Source organism: Vibrio hippocampi (assembly GCF_921292975.1).
Lineage (GTDB): Bacteria > Pseudomonadota > Gammaproteobacteria > Enterobacterales > Vibrionaceae > Vibrio > Vibrio hippocampi.
This window is the reverse complement of record NZ_CAKLCM010000002.1, coordinates 527754-547714: the sequence shown is the minus strand read 5'-3', so window position 1 is coordinate 547714 and position 19961 is coordinate 527754. Positions and strand designations below refer to the sequence as shown.

Genomic DNA, 19961 nt, shown 5'->3' with positions numbered 1-19961 from the left:
TTTTTTGTGCTGTTTTACGAGATCCTTGAAGCTAGCTTTTTATACACTGCATCTTTGTCACGTTTTCCTATAGCTAACACGTATACAACAATTTCATCATCAATAACTTCATAAGCTAGACGGTAGCCTGCTGTGCGCAGTTTGATCTTGTAAACAGAGTCGTAACCACGGAGCTTGGAAGATGGAACATGTGGATTTTCGAGACGTTCCTTAAGTTTCTTTTTAAACTGACTTTGAATTGGTGTCGCTAATTTGCTCCACTCTTTCTTTGCAGCAGGTAGAAATTTAAGTTTATAAGTCATCGATATCCACTTCCACAGCTTCAGATAGCTCAACACGACGACTTTCAACAAGCTTTGCAAGCTCATAGTCATCAAGCATATCCATCAGAAACTCGTAAGTTTCCGCAGGAACAAGATAAGCTGCGGGCTTATTGTGGTTTAAAATGGCAATCGCAGAGCCATCCGCTTCTTTTAGTAAAGCGGTAGGATTTTTCTTTAGCTCAGAAATACTTGCTGAGCAATCAGCTAAGACTTGTCTCATAACAACACCAATTAAGCATTTAAATTAGCGCTAATTTTAGACCATAATTTAAGTCGTAGCTAGAGAATTGTGAAAGCTGCATGATGCCCATTTGGTAGTGAGCAACGCTGCTACATTACCTAAACCATTGCGCCGTAAACACTAAATTCAAAGCAAACCGAAAATGCCACGCGTTGCGAATCCGTCTTAAATGCCTGCCATGCAGTGCAATCCTGTTTTTAAGGCAAGTTACACACAACTTGTCCAACAGAGATACTGGTAATGACATGCCTGTCCCTGTAGTTCGCTGTCGTTATGTTTGACACAAACCAATCCGGCGTCAATTTAGCTTCAAACCGTCATTGGAAGACCGCCACTAACAAGATTTGCAGGCGGATTGCGGGGTTGTGGATTGATGACTTGAGGGGGAGTTGGGGTCGAAATCCATTAAGTTGCCCTGACTGTCGATGGACATCTGGCAACAGTCATCAAACAAGTGCTTTAACTTGTTGCGACTCTTAGCCACTCGTGACTTTAGAGTCGAGTATTTAATGCCATGTTGCTCAGCATACTGTTTTTGCGACACACCGTTAATTTCGATCGCGGTGAGCAAGTCGGCGTCTTGTTGTGGTAACGCCTTGATAAAAGGCTCTACGCACTGAGCGAGCTGGTCAACCACCTTCGGCTCATCTTGCTCGTACCACAATGCGTCTGCGTTCGGCTCTGGTTTACCGTTCTGGCGATAAAAATCGATGATAGTGTGGTTAGCGACTTGGAATAACCAAGACTTTATCTTGCTGCTTTCTTGCACCGTGGGCAGTTTTTGATAGGTTTTAATCAAGATCTCTTGCAGCAAATCCTCCACGTCAGCGTGGTTGGCGACATTTTTATGTAAGAACGCCTTCAAACTGGACTGGTATTCACGCCACACATCTTCAATCTTGATCGTCATCGAAAACGCTTCCTATTGCTCGTTTGGCGTTTCTGGCTCAGCGGTTAGGTTTTGCTCTTGAGACTCTTGCTCTTGTTCCATCTTCGCGCGTTCTGCCTTAGAGATGTATTTCGGCTTGTTGCTCTTATGTATTTTTGCGTTGGTTTTTTTTACCTTCGCTTTCAAAATTTGGTTGATACGTTTTTTACGGTTCATCACCGACAGTCCTCAGTTGTTTTGGGGTCACGCATCATATACTTTATGGACTCAAAGTTACAGTGTCGATGACCAGACCTTTTTTGCCGCCTTCAACAAGCATAGATGCAGTGGCGTTAATTGATCATGGTCACTGCGATAGCCACCGCCAATAACACACGCCACCGGTATTCCCTGCTGCTTTAGATGATCCAGCAGCCACTCATCTCGATCTTGTATACCTTGTTGAGAAATCGACAAATAACCTAGTTCATCGTCTTGATGAATATCAACACCAGCGTCATAAATCACCAAATCAGGGCTATGCAGGCGAATGGCAAACTCGACCACCTGTTGGAAACTCATTAAGAACTCACCATCTTGAGTCTCTCTGGCTAACGGTACGTCAAAATCTGAGCTCGGTTTTTTGGCGGGGAAGTTTTTATCGCAGTGCAAAGAGAGCGTAATAATATCCTCCCGCCCTTGCGTTAACGTTGCCGTCCCGTCGCCATGATGCACATCGCTATCGATGATCAACACCTTAGACACCCCGCTGCTGACAGCATGATGCGCGGCGATAGCCAGATCATTAAACAAGCAAAATCCGCTACCAAAATCATAGTGAGCATGGTGATAGCCACCGCTTAAGTGAATCGCTATCCCCTGCTGTTGTGCCAAATCGACCGTTAGACAGCTTCCCGCGACCGAGGTCAGGGTTCTTTCAATCAATAACTCGCTCCACGGAAAACCGATACGACGCATCTTAGCGGCGGGCAAGTCGCCTCGTACTAGCTGATCCACATAGTCGCTATCATGGACTTGCTTCACCACATCCAGTGATATTGGCTCTGGCTGGTGATAACGCCAAGCGTCAGGAGACCAACCAGCATGCTGCTCTATCCCTTGATACAGCAGTCGATACTTATGGATTGGATAACGATGCTCTTCTGGTAAGGGCAGCGCGGAATAAATGGGATGATAAATCAATGGAATGGACTTGCTCTGCATAACTAATTCGACGATGCTAAACCTAGATTTTCCATTCTACGTTTTAGGAGCTGACAATGACAACTGTGTTTATTACCGGCGCGAACCGAGGCATTGGTCTTGCCTTAACTCGCCAATATTTAGACCACGACTTTGACGTGTACGCCAGCTATCGCGATATCAACACTTCTCAGGATCTTATCGCGATGCAGCAGCAATATACCAATCTGACGCTGATTCAGTTTGATGTAACGGACTATGCTTCATGGCAAACTGCTCTTGGTGATCTGCCTAACCTCGATATTTTCATCAATAATGCGGGCTACTATGGACCCAAAGGTTATGGGTTTGGGCATACTGATATTGAAGAGTGGCGCAAGGTTTTTGAGATCAACACCATCGCGCCGCTTAAATTGGTCGAGTTTCTCTATCCAAAGCTCCTTGCCAACACCACACGTAAGATCGCTTGCCTATCGTCAAAAGTGGGCAGTATGACCGAGAATACCTCCGGCGGCGGCTACATTTATCGCTCGTCAAAAGCAGCGCTCAACTCGGTCGTAAAAAGTCTAAGCAACGATTTACGCCAAGATAACTTTACGGTTCTTGCGCTGCACCCCGGCTGGGTTCAAACCGAAATGGGTGGACCCAATGCTCTGATTACCACCGAAACCTCAGTCAACGGACTTTATGATGTCATCGCCAACAGCCATGTGAATCAATCGGGGAAATTTATCAATTACGATGGTCAATCGCTGCCTTGGTAAGCATGAATCCATAGGGTCAGTACTCACTTACTGAATGGATGAGGACTTCGGCATCTTATCTCAACAACACCTGTTCGTGGCTTGCAAATTAGATAATCTGAACCAGAATTAACGAGATTTCTCACTTAGCATTATTTTGCACTAACGATTATTTCTCACCAACCACATAAGGAACAGAGTTATGGCAAGCGATCGAGATCTGGTTAACTTCAGTGAAGAGCACGAATTAAATCACTGCTTAAGAAGTGCTGGAAAAAGACAAACACAAGCTAATCGACACGCGTTAATTGGCTTAGGCAAAGAGGTCAAAGGTGAGCTGGGTAAGCGCGTACTTACTCATGAAGATGTCAGTAACGCAATACGTGATAATGAAGAACTGTTTGAATAAATCGAATTAGCGCCATAAAGGGAGGGCATCCTCCCTTTATTTAGTCATTATGGATATTGATTTAATGAGCTATGATCTGGTGCTCTTTCTGCCCTTTTGAGTGGCTTTTTTACTGCTGCCGGAAAAGCGGCGTTTCTTCTTATACGCAGGTCGCTCGACCTTGGGTAAATGCCGCAATGAATCTGGAACCGGCGCGTTTTTTACACTCTGCATAAGCTGCTCTATTTGCCCTTGCAACGCTGCCATAAAAGGCGCGTAAGATTGAGTTTTTTCCGCCATACCTTGTAACTGATGTTCCCAGTGAGCCGTCATATCGGGATAAGTCGAGGCATCCGGTAGCGCATGAATCAAACCTCTACCCGCTGGACTACTTAGGACAGATTTTCCAGAACGTTGCAACAGTTGACGCTTAAACAGCGTATCAAGGATGCCAGCACGAGTTGCTTCTGTGCCGATGCCATCGGTCTCGCGCAAAATTTTCTTTAACGATTTATCTTCAACAAAGCGTCCAATTCCGGTCATCGCTTGCAGCAGCGTTGCCTCAGTAAAGTGCTTAGGTGGCTCTGTCTTCCGCAGTTTGATCTCGCCCTCGCGACACGTCAATACCGTGCCTTGTGAAAGCGGCGGTACCAAATCATCTTGTTGAGCCTGATCATCCACTTGCTGACCAAGCAGTTCACGCCATCCCGGTTGTTGCAGCTTTTTGCCTTTGGCAATAAAACAGCCACCAGCGATATCAAACTCCAGTAGCGCCTCGGCATACACCGCCGCGGGATAAAATTGCATCACATACTGTCTTGCGATCAGCGCATAGACTTTTTCTTCATAACTCGACAACACCGCCGCGCTTTTCTTTGGGGTTGGAATGATCGCATGGTGAGCATCCACTTTGGCGTCATTCCACGCTTTCGATCTTTTGCTTGAGTCCGCCTTCGACACCGCTGAAGCCAGTGACTTGTCATTGTTGCTAATGGCAGAGAGCACGCTGTCCGCTTGATGAAAATGGTCTTTGGGTAAGTGGCGGCTATCGGATCTTGGGTAGGTAATCAGCTTATGCTTTTCATACAATTGTTGGCAAACATCCAACACCTGTTGAGCACTCATACCAAAGCGTTTAGCGGCATCGATCTGCAAGGCTGATAGCGAATAAGGCAAAGGCGGGTTCTGCTTGCTCGACTTGTGCTCAGACTTTACCACTTTGGCAGGCTGCCCCTGAATACGATTGGCAACGTTCTCGACCAGTTTCAGATTTAGTACTCGCCCCTCTTCGTCCTGCCAAGGTTGGCAAGCTTCGCTGGGTTTCCATTTGGCACGGATATCAAAACTGGACTGGCTGTCCTGATAAGGAATCAAGGCATCCAATGTGTAATAGTCTTTGGAGACAAAATTTTCGATCTCTTCGTCACGGCGCACCACCAAACCCAGTACTGGCGTTTGCACGCGCCCAACGGACAGCACGCCCTGATAGCCCGCTTTTTGCCCCAACAGAGTATAAGCGCGTGACATATTCATGCCATACAACCAATCGGCTCGGGAGCGAGCCAAAGCGGAGACCGACAGCGGAATAAAATCCCGGTTCATGCGCATTGAGGTCAACGCTTTTTTCACCGCGGGTAGGTTCAAGTCGCTAATCAATAAACGCTGAGCCTGCTGTTTTTTACTCTGACTCACTTTGCAGTAATCGATCACTTCATCGACCAAGAGTTGCCCTTCTCGATCGGGGTCACCCGCGTTAACAATACTATCCGCGCTCTTGAGTAGCTTTTTAACCACGGTTAACTGTTTCGATGCCGATTTTCTGGGTCTGAGTTGCCACTGCTGAGGAATGATCGGCAGATCGTGCATATTCCATTTTTTGTAGCGATCATCATATGCATCGGGCTCGACTTGCTCCAGCAAGTGACCAATACACCAAGTCACCACGTCGCCATTACCACAGCTAATGTAACCGTCGGATTTTTTTTGAGGAGCAGGAAGCGCGGCAGCGATGGCTCTTCCTAGACTGGGTTTCTCTGCGATAAATAAGCGGGTCATAACGATGAATACGTTGTAAAACAAAAGGCAAGCTTATCGAAGCTTGCCTAAGGAGATCAAGAGAAACTGTATAAAATCACAGTAAAAATGGTTTGCGGTAGAACTATAACGCCATCGCAGGTCGTGACGCGATTGAATCAAACCAACGCTTGATGTTGGGATAGTGTTCAAACACGTCAATCTTCAATGCATTCACGGCAACCAAAATCAAGGTGTAAGCGCTGATATCCGCAATGGTGTACTTTTCTGTTGCCACGTAAGCAGATTGTGCCAACTGGGCGTCGAGCTTAGGCAAAAACAGACCAAGGCGATGTTTGGCTTCCTCACCCCACGCTTCGACACAGTTTTCTCTATCTTTGTAGAGCCCTGTTAAGTTGCGAAACGCTTGGAATGCATTTTGGATACCATCGATTTCCACGATGCGGTTCCACATTTCCACTTTTGCTCGCTCGACTGGCGTGGCACCGAACAGCGCGAGATCATTGTCGGTGGTTTCGTCAAAGTAACGACTGATTGCCACCGTTTCACTGATAAAAGTGCCATCATCCAATTCCAGTAGCGGCACTTTGCCATTGATACTCTTGGCTTGGTATTCGGCATCCACATTCGCTCCTTCGCGAACATTCACCTCAACCGTCTCCAAATCCTTGATACCAAGTTCATTAAGTACAAATTTCAGCCTCTTGCTGCTGACAGTGGCAGAAAAATCGTAAAGTTTCATGCTATTCCCTTTTATCTAACCGAACGTTTAGTTAAACTTTATGCAATAACTAAACGTTCGGTCAAGAATAATTTATTATGACACCCGGAGAAAAAGGCATATGGCAAGAAAGGTCGGCTTTGATAAGCAACAGAAACTCGAACAAGCAATGGCACTGTTTTGGAGAAAAGGCTTCGCCAATACCTCGATCAACGATCTGGTGACTGAATTGGAGATCAATCGCTTTAGTCTGTACAACAGCTTTGGCGACAAGGAGACACTGTATTATTTGGCGCTGGATCACTATCTCAATACGGTCTCTTTACCTAAATTGCAGAGTTTGCGTGATCCCAAAAGCGACCTCGCCACTTTACAGCGCTTTTTGCAGCAGTTTGCTGCAATGCAAAAGCAGAGCTTGAATGGCTGTTTGATTCAAAATGCGATTATTGAACATGGCGGGCAAGACACAACAGTGCAAAACAAGAGTGATCAACTTTACGACACACTGCTTGAGGCGATGATGATTCCATTACAACATGCGCGTCAAAACAATCAGTTGATAGCCAAGGCGAACATAGCAACCATTGCGCAATTTATCCTATGTCAATTGCAAGGCATCCGAGTGCTCGGCAAAGCAAGACGTTATGCCGATATTGATGCCTCGTTGACTATGACACTGGCGGCACTGCAAACCTTTGCGATTGAGTCACATGCATAATAAAACAGACATCGGCAGGTCTGTTTATAATTAACAATATAGCAGTTAGGAATATCGCAGTTAGAAATATAGCGGTTAAAAATAGGCTAGCTAAAATACTGCCTTAAAAAGGCAGCGTTTTAGTCTCATTCGCTATATAAACTCAACAAACTGACTCAAATCTCTAACCGCGGCTTTCATCGGTTCTGTCGCGGGCGTACCGACATACAAGAAACCCACGATCTCATCATCACCGTGAACATTGAGCGCTTGGCGGACGTTGGCGTCGAACATTAACGGTCCTGAGCGCCAAAATCCTTGAAAGCCTTGCGCAATACAAGCCAGTTGCATCGCTTGCACCGCACATCCCGCTGACAAGTGTTGCTCAATCGGCGGGACCTTTTCGTGGGGCGTCACTTTGGCGATAACCGTAATCACCAATGGCGCTCGAAACGGTGCCTTACTTGCCTTTTCAATCGCGGCTTCATCGCCGCCACGCTGTTGGGCGGCATGCTGTAATATGTCGGCAAGCTTTTGTCGACCTTCGCCTTGCGCTAATACAAAGCGCCAAGGCGTTAGGTTGCCGTGATCGGGCGCTCTTAAGCCCGCTTTAATAATATTCTCTAAATGCTCACCTTCAGGCGCTGGCTCAACCAGTTTCGCGACCGAACGTCGATTCAATAACAACTCTAATGCATCCATACTACTTCTCGCTGTTTAACAGTGACTGGTTTCAAGGATAACAAAGTCAATGCGGGATAACACCACTGAAAAAGTGAGGATAAACCATTGTTATAGCCCTATTGTTATAGCCTCTTTGTTATAATTTAGCAGCCAACTCAAAACCCTGCCTAATCGCCCGCACCGCATCGAGTTCGCCTGCGTGATCAGCACCACCAATAATATGTAATTTATCGCCAAACTCCGACCATCTGTCTACGAAAGGTTTGACCGAGTCTTGACCAGCACAAATCACCACGGTATCCGCGGGGATAATCTTGCGTTCTCCCTTGAGTTTAATATGCAGTCCCTCGGCATCAATCTTTTCATAGTCAACGCCACTCACCAGATTTACGCCGCGTTTTTGCAAGGTTTTTCTATGAATCCAACCCGTGGTTTTCCCCGGTCCTCGACCCACACGACCTGCTTTGCGCTGCATTAGCCACACATCCACATCGGGCGTCGTTTCTGGATAAGGATATAAGCCACCCGCATGTTCAAGTTGCTTATCAATCCCCCACTCTTGCAGCCAATCATCCAAAGTTTGCTCGGTCGGCTCAGTAATCATGGTCGCCACGTCAATGCCAATGCCACCAGCTCCGACAATAGCGACGGTTTTACCGACATAGGTTTTATCTCGGATCAACGTTTGATAATCGATCACCTTATCTGCCGTCTCAATGCCTTCCAGTTTCGGCATTCTCGGTTGCACCCCAGTCGCCATCACAATGTCATCGTATTCCGCCAACAAGTCCGCATTGGCTTCTACATTGAGGTGAAGATTAACGCCTGTGGTTTCGATACGGTTGGCAAAGTAACGAATCGTCTCGCGAAACTCCTCTTTACCGGGAATTTGCATCGCCAGTCGGAACTGCCCACCGATGCGGTCGCTCTTTTCAAATAGATCAACCTTGTGCCCTTTCTCTGCCAACTTGGTCGCACAAGCAAGTCCTGCTGGACCTGCACCGACAACGGCAATATTTTTACGGGCGTTGGTCGCTTCAATCACCAACTCCGTCTCGTAACAGGCTTGTGGATTGACCAAGCAAGTGGCGCGTTTGCCTTTAAAGGCGTTGTCCAAACAGGCTTGATTGCAACCAATACATGTATTGATTAGGTTCGCTTGCCCCTTGGCTGCTTTTGCGACAAATTCTGGGTCGGCTAAAAACGGTCGCGCCATAGACACCATATCGGCGTGCCCTTGCGACAAAATCCGTTCCGCTTCATCTGGGGTGTTGATGCGGTTGGTGGTAATCACAGGAATAGACAGGTGAGGTTTCACTTTTTCGGTGACCCAAGTAAACGCGCCTCGCGGCACTTGAGTCGCGATGGTGGGAATTTTTGCCTCATGCCAGCCAATACCAGTATTAATAATGGTCACACCCGCTTGTTCTAGTGCCTGACCAAGCTCAATCACCTGTTCGAACGTACTGCCTTGCTCAACTAAATCCAGCATCGAGAGCCGGAAAATGATAATGAACTCTTCGCCTACCGCTTTACGCACCGCTTTCACCACTTCGAGCGGAAAGCGTATCCGGTTTGAGTAACTACCGCCCCACTCATCGTAACGGACATTAGAGCGCTGACAAATGAACTGGTTGATTAAATAGCCCTCAGAACCCATGATTTCGACGCCATCGTAACCAGCAGTTTTTGCTAGCTCGGCACTATTGCCATAGGACTCGATGGTTTTCCATATCTGACGGCTACTCATTGCGCTGGGCGTAAAGGGCGAAATCGGTGATTTTATATTTGAGGCACTTAATGAAAACGGGTGATAACCATATCGACCCGCATGCAATAATTGCAGGGCAATTTTTCCACCATGGCGATGCACAGCTTCGGTAATCACTTTGTGCTGCTGAGCATGTTTGGGTTTGCTAAATTCGGCACTAAACGGCGCTAAACGCCCACGTAAATTGGGGGAAAACCCACCCGTCACGATTAAACCCACCCCGCCTTTTGCTCGCTCCTCATAGAAAGCCGCCAGTTTTGCTAATCCGCCTTTATGTTCTTCAAGACCCGTGTGCATTGAGCCCATCAAAATACGGTTTTTTAGCTGGGTGAATCCAAGATCTAGAGGCTTTAGTAAGTTCGGGTACATACAGGCATCCCCTTGTTTATTATTGTTTGATTATTACTGTCGTGGTCAGACCAGATTATTACAGCAACAAGAGAAAAATCAAACTTTGCTTTACATTTTTGCAACATAACGCTTTTTTTAAATCCAAGAAGGGAACTCAACTGCAGCAACAAACCTCTAATTCTATTGATTTACTTTCATTAGTGACTAAAAAACCCCATACTTTCGTAACATAATAAGTTTCGATATATATACCCAAGTTACCTCAAGATGCGAGGTTCAGTGTAAATTTGGGTATAACCATATTTCGTAGTACAACAATTTTCGTAGTACAACAATGAATGTGAACGGTAAACTCACCCGCTCACTAACATCAACCATCTTGGCGCTGTGCAAACGACCAAGCTGGTGTGGAGACGTAATGAAAAAGCTATTCAAATTTATCGGCACGGTCTTTAAGGGATTATGGAAACTGATCAACTTCACCCGACTGGCTATCATCAATTTACTGTTTTTCACCATGATCGCTCTGGTCTATTTCTCGTTCACTCAAGTTGAAAAATCCACTCCTCCTGAACGCGTCGCCTCGGCACTGGTGCTCAATCTGTCCGGTCCTATTGTTGAACAAAGCACTTATGTCAACCCAATGGATTCGGTGACAGGCTCACTTTTCGGTCGTGAATTGCCGAAAGAAAACGTCCTGTTTGATGTGGTTGACACCATTCGATATGCGGCAGAAGACGAAAAGATAACCGGATTGGTTCTTTCATTGAAAGACATGCCAGAAACTAATCTGACCAAGCTTCGATATATCGCCAAAGCCCTGAACGAGTTCAAAGCAACGGGCAAACCGATTATTGCTTACGGCGCTTTCTATAACCAAAGCCAGTACTACCTCGCCAGTTACGCTGACAAGATATATCTCGCCCCCGATGGTGCGGTGTTAGTAAAAGGCTACAGCGCGTATTCGATTTACTACAAAACGCTACTAGAAAAGCTGGATGTGACCACGCATGTCTTCCGTGTTGGTACCTACAAGTCAGCGGTAGAACCTTTCCTTCGTGATGATATGTCTGAGGAAGCCAAGTCTTCCGCCATTCGTTGGGTGACCCAACTCTGGGGCGCGTACGTTGACGATGTCGCTAACAACCGAGCGATTGACTCGTCCGTGCTCACCCCGACCATGGACCAATTCCTCGACGAGTTAAAAGCGGTCAATGGCGATTTTGCGGCGCTATCAAAAAATCTCGGCTTAGTCGATGAACTGGCGACCAGACAACAAGTTAACCAAGCCTTGATCGACCAGTTCGGTAGCGATGGCGCAGCAAGTTTTAATGGTGTTGGCTACTACGATTACCTGATGACGGCTCAAATGGCGAACATCTCTTATGCAGAGGACAGTGTTGCTATTGTGGTCGCCAGCGGCACCATTATGGATGGTGAGCAGCCAAGAGGCTCTATTGGTGGAGAAACCACCGCCGCTCTACTCAGACAAGCTGCTGAAGAAGACCATGTCAAAGCGGTGGTGCTTCGAGTTGACAGTCCGGGCGGCAGTGCCTTTGCATCCGAAGTGATTCGCAACGAGGTCGAGGCTCTGCGCGCCAAGGGTAAGCCTGTGGTGGTTTCGATGTCGAGTGTCGCCGCATCGGGAGGCTACTGGATCTCGATGAGTGCCGATAAAATTATGGCGCAGCCGACCACAATTACGGGTTCTATTGGGATTTTCAGCGTAATGACTACATTTGAGAAAGGTCTAAACAACATGGGAATCTATACCGATGGCGTGGGTACGACGCCGTTCTCAGGTGTGGGTTTGACGACCGGACTCAGCGAGGGCGCATCTGCAACCATTCAAATGGGCATTGAACACGGTTATCAGCGTTTCATCTCTTTGGTGGCAGAGAATCGAGACATGACCGTTGATAAAGTGGACCAAGTAGCTCAAGGGCGCGTTTGGACCGGGAAAGATGCACTGCAACACGGTCTGATTGACCAGATTGGTGATTTTGATGATGCAGTAAAAGCAGCGGCGCAAATCGCTAACATCGAAGATTACGCTATCTACTTTGTTGAAGAGCCGCTAAGCCCTGCTCAGCAGTTTATTCAAGATGTGATGCAACAGGTTAAGGTTTCTCTTGGTATTGATGTGTCAACTTGGTTGCCAGAAAGCTTGCAGCCTGTCGCCCAACAAGTGCAACAACAAGCGTCACTGATGCAGAGCTTTAATGACCCAAGAGGTCAGTACGTTCTCTGCTTAACCTGCAACATTCAATAGCATCCCATTTCAATCGCCACAACATTCAATCACCACAGCATTCAATTACCGCCGAGCCTCCCTCTTGATTCCAAGAGGGAGGCGAATCCTAGATAACACCAGACTTCCATTAGCACTTTGCGGTTTTTTCGCTATAATCTCGCCAACAGTTCCTCAAGCCCAAATTTCTGGGTCTATTAAGCCATTTTTTAATTAAAGCTATTTTTAATTAAGCGACTCCTAATGAAGCTATTTCCAATATGACAAGAAAACATATCTATATCGCCTATACCGGTGGCACAATCGGGATGCAGAAATCAGATCATGGCTATATTCCCGTGGCTGGGTTTATGGAGAAACAATTGGCATCAATGCCTGAGTTTCACCGCCCAGAGATGCCAGAATTCACTATTCACGAGTATGAGCCCCTTATCGATTCATCGGATATGACACCGGCAGATTGGCAGCAGATTGCGGATGACATTCGTGATAATTATGACAATTACGACGGCTTTGTGATTCTTCATGGCACCGATACCATGGCTTACACTGCCTCCGCTTTGTCCTTTATGTTGGAAAACTTAGCCAAGCCTGTGATCGTTACTGGCTCGCAAATTCCACTGGCTGAACTTCGCTCTGATGGACAAGCGAACCTGTTGAATGCATTGCACATTGCGGCGAACTATCCGATTAATGAGGTGACGCTGTTTTTTAATAACCAGCTTATGCGTGGCAACCGCAGCACCAAATCTCACGCCGACGGTTTTAATGCCTTCACATCGCCGAATCTGCCACCTTTGTTAGAAGCGGGGATTAATATTCAGTTAAGTAGTGGCGTAGAGATCAACCGTCAGCCCGATGGTCCTTTTAAGGTTCATGACATCACCCCACAACCCGTTGGCGTGATTACCATGTATCCGGGAATTTCTCATGAAGTGATTCGCAATACGCTGTTGCAACCGGTAAACGCGATGATCTTACTAACTTTTGGCGTGGGTAATGCACCGCAAAACCCTGAGTTGCTGTCACACCTAAAACAAGCCTCTGAGCGTGGTGTGATTGTAGTGAATCTAACCCAGTGTCTTGCAGGAAAGGTCAACATGGGCGGCTATGCAACCGGCTGTGCCCTTGCCGATGCTGGAGTCATCAGCGGCTACGATATGACACCTGAAGCTGCCCTTGCCAAATTGCACTATCTGCTCAGCCAGAATTTAAGCTACGAGCAAGTCAAAGCTGAGATGCTCAAGGTGCTACGTGGTGAGATGAGTCTATAAGTTTTTAACGTCACCCAAGCCTCAGTGAGGCTTGGGTCATTTATCCTGCCACTTTTGACAAGATAGCATCCGCCGCATCTTCGATCAGATCCAATACGGTCTCAAAACCTTGCTCGCCGCCATAATAAGGGTCAGGAACCTCCGATACCGCTGAATTACCATGACTGAGAAACAGTGACAGCTTATGTTGATACTCGGCAGGGCACATGCGTTTTAAATCTCTAAGATTATCTTTATCCGCCGCCAGAATAAGATCAAATTGAGTAAAGTCGTCCAACTCTACCGGTCTCGCTTTCATACCACTAAAGCTATAGCCTCTCGCCTCTCCCGCTTTTCTTGCCCTCGGATCAGGCGCATTACCACGATGGAAGTCGATGGTGCCAGCAGAATCGACCACTACAGATTTACCGAGTGCTTGAGCTCTCGCTTTAATAACGGCTTCTCCGGTTGGAGAGCGGCAAATGTTACCCATACAGACCACCAAGATTTTGGTTTTTTCTTTATTAATCATAATCTTAATCCATTAAAAATCTATTATTCCCATCCATATGAACAAAAATAAATGGTTTTGAAATCAAATGTTTAATAGTAATTTTGGAGGGGATTTTTTTCAAAATCAAGAGCTAGCAGGATGGATTTTGCATTCATAAAATCAGGTAAATTAATTCAAAGTGCTCATAACTCACTGTAAATAAACAAAAAATACCTTTCTTACGTTTAGGGGCAGTTTAAGTGTTTTTTGGGGTATCAAAATGTAGGTACATCACACATAAATTAAACGCAATAGGTCTTACAACTGGAGTGAGATTGTTAGCTTTTTATCAATGCTAATGAAATCAGAGTTTGCCGCGATGCACTGAGCTAATCACAGCATGCTTACTAAGCTCTGCCATTACGGTTCACAATTTGCACCAACCGACTGCCACGGTGTTCACACAGTGTTACGTTGCGCAAACTCGAAATTGGACAAAAATGAGTCAGTTATATTACTAAATTAGAATGTAACGGATTAGTCCACGTATGGAAAAGTAACGCCTTGCTAAGGTGCGGCTAAGCCACTAAACCTAAGCAAAGCCACCGTAACCACTAAACTAAACTAAACCAAAAATGCCAAAGGTTAGCCGTCACTCTTAAGCAATTTGTTAGGCATATTTACCTACCCCAGTCATTAAGGCTTCCATCTGATGAGATCCACATGCCGTCTCCCAGATAAGCGGCGCCACCACTACCATCTGAGCAGGCATTATAGATATCTATCATTTCATTTCTCGAATTCTTACGTTCAAGAGCTTGTTTTTTCAACTCTTCTGTTCTTTTATCAGACTGCCCTTGAGCCACAAAATACCGCTCTAAATCGTTTTCATTATTAAGAAAGCTATTTGAAAAACGCTGAAGCCCCTCAAGCAAATTGAAAGTAGTGTGAGCAAAAGAATGTCTTACAACTTTTCCTTCACTAAATGACCCGTTATATAAGCTAAAAGGTTTAATTGTCTCCTCCCCACCTCTTGGGATAACTTGTATATCCACTCCATTCCTGCGAAAAAACATATACGCAATGCTTGTAATATTTAGGTTAGTGAAAACCGAACGATAGATTCGTTGTGTAGTCTTAATCTGAATCCAACCACTACCCTTAAGTGCTTTTATTAAGAGTTCTGGAGTAGATAAACCATAACTTATCGGACTGCCCTTAGGTAAAATCACCTCACCTAGAGGGTCAAATGTACATTCACTTTTTTTACATTCAATTCTCCCTTTACAATCCCAGTTCAAATACTTCGTATACAAAGCTTTAGCTAACCTTAACTTCCCGTCAGATCGTCGAATTACAACCTCTTCGTTGGTCTTAATGTCTGTCCTAAAGCACTGAACAGGGAACTCTTTACCTGAATCAGAAAACGAAACAAATGCAATTATGTAACTCATAACTTAAACCTAAAATCACCTGCTATTGCCTAACGCTTTGCTCACCGGTAAATTGCGAGCACAGCGAGTAATTTATCCGTGTGAAGCAACTTGTTATGCCCTTGCACGTCAATCTTTATCCCAACCAGCTCGACCATCACAGAATTCGCAGCCTCTCCAATATGAGTCCTCAGACAAATTGGTAGACTCGTCGCTACACCAACCGCAAACTCCATACGTGTCAGAAACTGCGAAGCATTCGGTACAAAGATATTGAGCATCAGCTACCTCAACGACGGTTTCGTAACCCATACACTCGCCACAATTAAGAGGGAATGGATAGTCACCCCCGTCTTTGACGGCCATATAGGCTGCCCCATCATCTACAAACTTCTCAAGTAACTGGCTTCCATCGTGGTGATGTCCACAGCTAGAGCACTCTGCTTCAGCTATTCCTCGATACAATGCTTCCCCTTCCTCACATTCAGTACACTCAATGAGGATGCATTGCTCGTTAAGGCCACACACAAGACATTTCGATTCGTACAGACTGTCTCTTTCATCTGGATGTCTATCAGACTCAAATCCACAAGAAGGACAGGTATGAAAGACATACCCTTCAGATACTTGTTCCTTAATTTTCGGTTTGAGTGCTTCAAACACCACTTTTAAAAACTCATGATGCTCGCGTAATTTCGCATCAATTTCCGAAATTTCTTGTTCCCAATCGTTAAATGTCTCTTTCCATTGGCCAAGCATCAAATCATGTAAAAAATACCAAGCCGATAACTGCTCCTTAACAATAGCTTGAATTCTTTGAATTCCCGCTTGCTCTGTTTCTGCCGCGTGGTAAAAGTGCACCATCTGGTTTCTATGCTTTGTTACAGCCCGGAAAGACTTGAGTTGCTTATCTCCTAGACCTGATTGAGCAACTTTTTCCAATCTTGTTGCTGCCTCTTCTAAAGTTACAGAGACAAATTTACCTTGGGTGAACTCCTGCCAGTCTGCTTGCTTTTTAGGTGAAACAACTAGAGACCAATGTTCGCTCATCAATCTTGCTTTCAATACAAGCTCAATGGCTGCATGAAAATGAATCACGGAATACTTCGGCTTCTGTTGTAGTTCATCAATCGACTGCTCCAAGAAGTCGAGCGCATTATTAACAACATGCTGGAACATTTCTTGAGGAATTTTTGATTTACTCATACTTACCATCCAAAGGCATAACGCCGCGTTAAGTGGTGAGCAACGCCTACCACCTTACCTAACCCATTGTGACATAAACACTTAAACTGAAGGAATCCGAAAATGCCAAGCGTTGGGAATCCGTCTTAAACGCTTTGTTAACTAGCTGAGTGATGCGCTAAATACCACTCTCGCATAACTTTTGCATTAGTGTATGCTTTCTGTATGTTGCAGTCAGAGTACGACATGTCGAGCCTTAATACATTTGATTCGACTCTAATGGGGCGAGGCAACCAATGATACTTTAACTTCACTCGATGCTCGATAGTCGTAAGAATTAACGCCTTGTGCATGGTATTGGTTGAACCCACGAAGAAATCGGTACTTTCTACATTTGACCAAGGAACGAAACCTATTTGGTGATGATATACTCCATCGTAACCGATAGCTAACAAAGTCGGTTTGAGCGCCATGCGACGTATTTCATGCACTAATAAGCCGAAGAAAATTAAAACTAGAACATAGGCGAACAGTGGTTCGTTGCCCCTTGTTGCTGGACTAGATACAAGTAGAAAGAAGCCGAATATGACCAGCCTACAATATCTTGTCTTGTAGACGTGATTTCCAACTAAAACTTCGACACCTTGAACTGATATTTTTTGCATAACTTCTACTGCTAGTTAACGCTTTATAGACGGACTTTTTCCGTCTATGTTGCTGCCATTCATTATGAAACTCAACTGGTATCAACCTGTTATGTGAATTAGCATATAGTTGCGGGGTCGAATTACGGAAAAATTCCGTATAAGAGAACAAAGTACAGATTAGATTAACTTGGTCTATTGGTGTATTGCTTAGGTTTTCCGTTTGCAAGTTCTGTGAAGGTTTGGGGCACTTTTGAGTTAGAAAGTGCCCTAGGTAAAAATTCAGCCTGTGAAGATTTTGGACAAAAATGAGTCAGCGATTTTGCTAAATTAGAAATAAATGAATAACTACAGGTATGGAAAATCACGTCGTAAAGATTTCCAACCTACCTTGAGGTTACTTCTAGGGGAAGAGAAATAGTAATGAGTAAAAAGGAATCACAGGTTTTACTGTTTTTAAGTTTGACTGGTTATATTAATAAAAAAAACGAGCTACCATCTTGATAACTCGGGCCTAATTAATACGCTTTCGTCCAACCAATCTAGCCGGTTAGTATACTAGCACCTAGCTCATTACTGTTTGTTTCCAGCCATAAGTTAAGCTCTTGCGGCCAAGCAACGGTGGGCTCAACAAAGAAGCCGTTTTTATAAGTCTGAATTAGTATTTAATCGCAGTTTTGCCAATTGATGCGCTGCTTTCAATACGTTGGTGTGCGTCTTTTAACGTCTCAACACTAAAGCCATTCAATGTGGTGGTCAGTGTAGACTTAATGCGGCCAGCATCAATCAAGTTTGCAGCTTGGAATAGGATATCTTGCTGCTTCTGGATATCGTCAGTGTTAAACAGTGAGCGAGTAAACATCAGCTCCCAGATAAAGCCAGCTGATTTGCCTTGTAGTTTTGATAGGTCAACACCACCATCAAATTCTACAATTGAACTGATCATGCCTTGCGGAGCAATCAACTCGACCATTGTATCCCAGTGACCTTTGGTATCTGCAACGTTGAAGATGTAGTCCACATGCTGAATGCCTTGTTCACGTACCGACTCCACTAGATTGCGGTGATTCACAACATGGTCAGCGCCCATATCTCTTACCCACTGCTCAGTCTCTGGTCTTGAAGCGGTCGCAATCACTGTTAGGTTAGTGAGCTGCTTCGCCAGTTGAATCGTAATCGAGCCGACACCGCCTGCGCCACCAATAATCAGGATAGATTTCTTCTCTTCTGGACGAACGCGTAGGCGATCAAACAGGGCTTCCCAACCTGTCAATGTAGCGAGAGGCATAACGGCTGCTGATTCGTCAGAAAGGCTTTTTGGAGCGTGGGCTGTAATTCGGTAATCGACTGCTTGGTACTCAGCATTCGCCCCCATACGTGTCACATCACCTGCGTAATAAACACGGTCACCAATTTCGAAGCCTGAAACATTGCCACCTTTAGCAACCACTTCACCCACCGCGTCATAGCCCAATACTTTTGGCTGCTCTAGGGTTTTATCTTGTGCGTTTCGGATACGTATTTTTGCATCTGCTGGGTTAATCGAGGTCGCACTCACTTTCACCAGCAGGTCATTGTCTTTTAGCTCTGGTAGGCTTGTTTCAAACTCGAATAAGCTGTCTTGCTCTGTAATTGCTAGTGATTGAGTAAAACCAATTGCTTTCATTGTTGTTGGTGCTGACATGTTGTTTCTCCTTTGATCGGACACCTTCATCATAGAGATTTTTTACCCTAGATAAACCGCCTAATCTTTTAATTACATTCAATATATTTTTGATAATCACACGACTCGACCGGGTAGTGTTGAGATACTTATCTGTTAACCTAGTTAGATAACACCTTGTGCAACCAACCACTCATACGTTACTTCATCTTGTGGTTTACCCTCACGGCACACTTTATAATCAAGCTCTGCAATAATATCGTTGGAGAAACGTAATGAATCTAAGGTTTTAAGCTGCTCATCATTAAACAGATTTTTCTTATCATCTCTCAGTAACAGTACAGCTCGGTCTACAATTCCAAGCAGCCCTTTCGGCTCTTTAAGCTCGCGAATATCATAACGATAGTGAAGAAATTGCGGTTTCCATAGCGGCACAATGACCCACTCTTTATTTGCGACGGCAGCTTCAAAAGCACTAAAACAGTCGTCTTCACTGCCTGTATAAAACTCATAGCCTGCTTTACTTAAACCGTACTCTGCCATCATCTGGATAGAGAAGCGAGTGATACCAGCTCCTGGATTAATACCTTGAATTTTAGGTCTCATTTGCTCGACGACTTCAGGCTTCAATAAATCCGCCACTTCAGCGACCATCTCTTCAGGTACGTAATCCGGCACACCCCACAGTGCGTAAGGTTCGTAATGAAGTCCAAGCTCGATTAATAGCTCAACTTTTTCAACGTCCGACTTATAGATACCATGGCTCGATGGTAACCAAGCAGAAGAGAGCATATCGATTTCACCCGTTTTCAGTTTTTCAAAATTTTCCTGATGTGGGGAAAAGATTCGCTCAACTTCGAAGCCCATACTTTTCAATACATTGCTAACTAGTGAAGCTGTCGTACGATGAAATGATAAATCTGTTACACCCATTGTGATTTTTTTATTCATTGTTCTTTCGCTCTTATCGTTGTTTATAGATTGATAATACAAGGCACTAGAGCAATCAAAAACA

Annotated in this window: 19 protein-coding genes; 5 read left to right on the top strand and 14 right to left on the bottom strand. The window is 45.1% G+C overall.

The genetic code is table 11. The annotated features are described in order from the left end of the window. Positions 1-14: 14 nt before the first annotated feature. The 5 genes from L9Q39_RS04955 to L9Q39_RS04935 all read right to left on the bottom strand — a co-directional run bounded on the left by L9Q39_RS04955 (position 15) and on the right by L9Q39_RS04935 (position 2656). The gene (locus L9Q39_RS04955) at positions 15-302 is read right to left on the bottom strand and encodes a type II toxin-antitoxin system RelE family toxin (protein WP_237484005.1); all 288 of its coding nucleotides are present in this window, start codon (positions 300-302) and stop codon (positions 15-17) included. Further along, on the bottom strand, positions 292-543 hold the full coding sequence (locus L9Q39_RS04950; protein WP_237484004.1) for a type II toxin-antitoxin system Phd/YefM family antitoxin: 252 nt from the start codon (positions 541-543) through the stop codon (positions 292-294). The genes L9Q39_RS04955 and L9Q39_RS04950 overlap by 11 nt, the downstream gene beginning before the upstream one ends. Before the next feature lie 355 nt (positions 544-898). Beyond that, positions 899-1468, bottom strand: coding sequence for an RNA polymerase sigma factor SigZ (gene sigZ / locus L9Q39_RS04945; RefSeq protein WP_237485505.1), 570 nt, complete (start codon positions 1466-1468; stop codon positions 899-901). 18 nt (positions 1469-1486) lie between these two features. Further along, on the bottom strand, positions 1487-1669 hold the full coding sequence (locus L9Q39_RS04940; RefSeq protein ID WP_237484003.1) for a DUF2986 domain-containing protein: 183 nt from the start codon (positions 1667-1669) through the stop codon (positions 1487-1489). Between the two features lie 57 nt (positions 1670-1726). Then, positions 1727-2656 (bottom strand): histone deacetylase family protein, encoded by a 930-nt coding sequence (locus L9Q39_RS04935; protein ID WP_237484002.1) that lies wholly within the window; start codon positions 2654-2656, stop codon positions 1727-1729. A gap of 56 nt (positions 2657-2712) precedes the next feature. On the opposite strand from L9Q39_RS04935, the gene L9Q39_RS04930 reads away from it, so the two are divergent. Together L9Q39_RS04930 and L9Q39_RS04925 are read left to right on the top strand one after the other, a co-directional pair. Beyond that, positions 2713-3399, top strand: coding sequence for an SDR family oxidoreductase (locus L9Q39_RS04930; protein WP_237484001.1), 687 nt, complete (start codon positions 2713-2715; stop codon positions 3397-3399). 181 nt (positions 3400-3580) lie between these two features. Beyond that, a complete protein-coding gene (locus tag L9Q39_RS04925) occupies positions 3581-3787 on the top strand; it encodes a hypothetical protein (RefSeq protein ID WP_237484000.1) in 207 nt (68 codons plus the stop codon). Between the two features lie 69 nt (positions 3788-3856). Here the strand turns inward: L9Q39_RS04925 and L9Q39_RS04920 are convergent, their stop codons facing one another. After that, on the bottom strand, positions 3857-5821 hold the full coding sequence (locus L9Q39_RS04920) for a DNA topoisomerase III (RefSeq protein WP_237483999.1): 1965 nt from the start codon (positions 5819-5821) through the stop codon (positions 3857-3859). 103 nt (positions 5822-5924) lie between these two features. Further along, positions 5925-6542: a glutathione binding-like protein gene (locus L9Q39_RS04915; protein ID WP_237483998.1), complete on the bottom strand. Its 618-nt coding sequence runs from the start codon at positions 6540-6542 to the stop codon at positions 5925-5927. A 100-nt stretch (positions 6543-6642) separates the two neighbouring features. Here L9Q39_RS04915 and L9Q39_RS04910 point away from each other — a divergent pair, with 100 nt between their 5' ends. Next, the gene (locus L9Q39_RS04910; protein WP_237483997.1) at positions 6643-7239 is read left to right on the top strand and encodes a TetR/AcrR family transcriptional regulator; all 597 of its coding nucleotides are present in this window, start codon (positions 6643-6645) and stop codon (positions 7237-7239) included. A gap of 132 nt (positions 7240-7371) precedes the next feature. Here L9Q39_RS04910 and L9Q39_RS04905 read toward each other — a convergent pair whose 3' ends face one another. Both L9Q39_RS04905 and L9Q39_RS04900 read right to left on the bottom strand, forming a co-directional pair. Further along, positions 7372-7920, bottom strand: coding sequence for an NAD(P)H nitroreductase (locus L9Q39_RS04905; RefSeq protein ID WP_237483996.1), 549 nt, complete (start codon positions 7918-7920; stop codon positions 7372-7374). 118 nt (positions 7921-8038) lie between these two features. Beyond that, positions 8039-10042: an NADPH-dependent 2,4-dienoyl-CoA reductase gene (locus L9Q39_RS04900; RefSeq protein WP_237483995.1), complete on the bottom strand. Its 2004-nt coding sequence runs from the start codon at positions 10040-10042 to the stop codon at positions 8039-8041. A 400-nt stretch (positions 10043-10442) separates the two neighbouring features. On the opposite strand from L9Q39_RS04900, the gene sppA reads away from it, so the two are divergent. Both sppA and ansA read left to right on the top strand, forming a co-directional pair. Further along, the gene (sppA, locus tag L9Q39_RS04895; RefSeq protein ID WP_237483994.1) at positions 10443-12296 is read left to right on the top strand and encodes a signal peptide peptidase SppA; all 1854 of its coding nucleotides are present in this window, start codon (positions 10443-10445) and stop codon (positions 12294-12296) included. A gap of 239 nt (positions 12297-12535) precedes the next feature. Continuing rightward, positions 12536-13549: an asparaginase gene (gene ansA, locus L9Q39_RS04890; RefSeq protein ID WP_237483993.1), complete on the top strand. Its 1014-nt coding sequence runs from the start codon at positions 12536-12538 to the stop codon at positions 13547-13549. Between the two features lie 40 nt (positions 13550-13589). Here the strand turns inward: ansA and L9Q39_RS04885 are convergent, their stop codons facing one another. The 5 genes from L9Q39_RS04885 to L9Q39_RS04865 form a co-directional block, all read right to left on the bottom strand. Then, on the bottom strand, positions 13590-14060 hold the full coding sequence (locus L9Q39_RS04885; protein WP_237483992.1) for a low molecular weight protein-tyrosine-phosphatase: 471 nt from the start codon (positions 14058-14060) through the stop codon (positions 13590-13592). Between the two features lie 641 nt (positions 14061-14701). Beyond that, positions 14702-15475, bottom strand: a complete 774-nt coding sequence (locus L9Q39_RS04880; protein ID WP_237483991.1) for a hypothetical protein — start codon at positions 15473-15475, stop codon at positions 14702-14704. A gap of 108 nt (positions 15476-15583) precedes the next feature. After that, positions 15584-16660: a hypothetical protein gene (locus L9Q39_RS04875; RefSeq protein WP_237483990.1), complete on the bottom strand. Its 1077-nt coding sequence runs from the start codon at positions 16658-16660 to the stop codon at positions 15584-15586. A 1281-nt stretch (positions 16661-17941) separates the two neighbouring features. Beyond that, on the bottom strand, positions 17942-18967 hold the full coding sequence (locus L9Q39_RS04870; RefSeq protein WP_128813197.1) for a zinc-binding alcohol dehydrogenase family protein: 1026 nt from the start codon (positions 18965-18967) through the stop codon (positions 17942-17944). A gap of 144 nt (positions 18968-19111) precedes the next feature. Continuing rightward, positions 19112-19879 (bottom strand): glycine betaine ABC transporter substrate-binding protein, encoded by a 768-nt coding sequence (locus tag L9Q39_RS04865; protein ID WP_237485504.1) that lies wholly within the window; start codon positions 19877-19879, stop codon positions 19112-19114. Positions 19880-19961 lie beyond the last annotated feature (82 nt).

Excerpts from the sequence above, each read along its gene's own strand:
- L9Q39_RS04955 (WP_237484005.1), bottom strand. The coding sequence starts at position 302 with ATGACTTATAAACTTAAATTTCTACCTGCTGCAAAGAAAGAGTGGAGC.
- L9Q39_RS04950 (WP_237484004.1), bottom strand. The coding sequence starts at position 543 with ATGAGACAAGTCTTAGCTGATTGCTCAGCAAGTATTTCTGAGCTAAAG.
- L9Q39_RS04940 (WP_237484003.1), bottom strand. The coding sequence starts at position 1,669 with ATGAACCGTAAAAAACGTATCAACCAAATTTTGAAAGCGAAGGTAAAA.
- L9Q39_RS04935 (WP_237484002.1), bottom strand. The coding sequence starts at position 2,656 with ATGCAGAGCAAGTCCATTCCATTGATTTATCATCCCATTTATTCCGCG.
- L9Q39_RS04930 (WP_237484001.1), top strand. The coding sequence starts at position 2,713 with ATGACAACTGTGTTTATTACCGGCGCGAACCGAGGCATTGGTCTTGCC.
- L9Q39_RS04925 (WP_237484000.1), top strand. The coding sequence starts at position 3,581 with ATGGCAAGCGATCGAGATCTGGTTAACTTCAGTGAAGAGCACGAATTA.
- L9Q39_RS04920 (WP_237483999.1), bottom strand. The coding sequence starts at position 5,821 with ATGACCCGCTTATTTATCGCAGAGAAACCCAGTCTAGGAAGAGCCATC.
- L9Q39_RS04915 (WP_237483998.1), bottom strand. The coding sequence starts at position 6,542 with ATGAAACTTTACGATTTTTCTGCCACTGTCAGCAGCAAGAGGCTGAAA.
- L9Q39_RS04910 (WP_237483997.1), top strand. The coding sequence starts at position 6,643 with ATGGCAAGAAAGGTCGGCTTTGATAAGCAACAGAAACTCGAACAAGCA.
- L9Q39_RS04905 (WP_237483996.1), bottom strand. The coding sequence starts at position 7,920 with ATGGATGCATTAGAGTTGTTATTGAATCGACGTTCGGTCGCGAAACTG.
- L9Q39_RS04900 (WP_237483995.1), bottom strand. The coding sequence starts at position 10,042 with ATGTACCCGAACTTACTAAAGCCTCTAGATCTTGGATTCACCCAGCTA.
- sppA (WP_237483994.1), top strand. The coding sequence starts at position 10,443 with ATGAAAAAGCTATTCAAATTTATCGGCACGGTCTTTAAGGGATTATGG.
- ansA (WP_237483993.1), top strand. The coding sequence starts at position 12,536 with ATGACAAGAAAACATATCTATATCGCCTATACCGGTGGCACAATCGGG.
- L9Q39_RS04885 (WP_237483992.1), bottom strand. The coding sequence starts at position 14,060 with ATGATTAATAAAGAAAAAACCAAAATCTTGGTGGTCTGTATGGGTAAC.
- L9Q39_RS04880 (WP_237483991.1), bottom strand. The coding sequence starts at position 15,475 with ATGAGTTACATAATTGCATTTGTTTCGTTTTCTGATTCAGGTAAAGAG.
- L9Q39_RS04875 (WP_237483990.1), bottom strand. The coding sequence starts at position 16,660 with ATGAGTAAATCAAAAATTCCTCAAGAAATGTTCCAGCATGTTGTTAAT.
- L9Q39_RS04870 (WP_128813197.1), bottom strand. The coding sequence starts at position 18,967 with ATGTCAGCACCAACAACAATGAAAGCAATTGGTTTTACTCAATCACTA.
- L9Q39_RS04865 (WP_237485504.1), bottom strand. The coding sequence starts at position 19,879 with ATGGGTGTAACAGATTTATCATTTCATCGTACGACAGCTTCACTAGTT.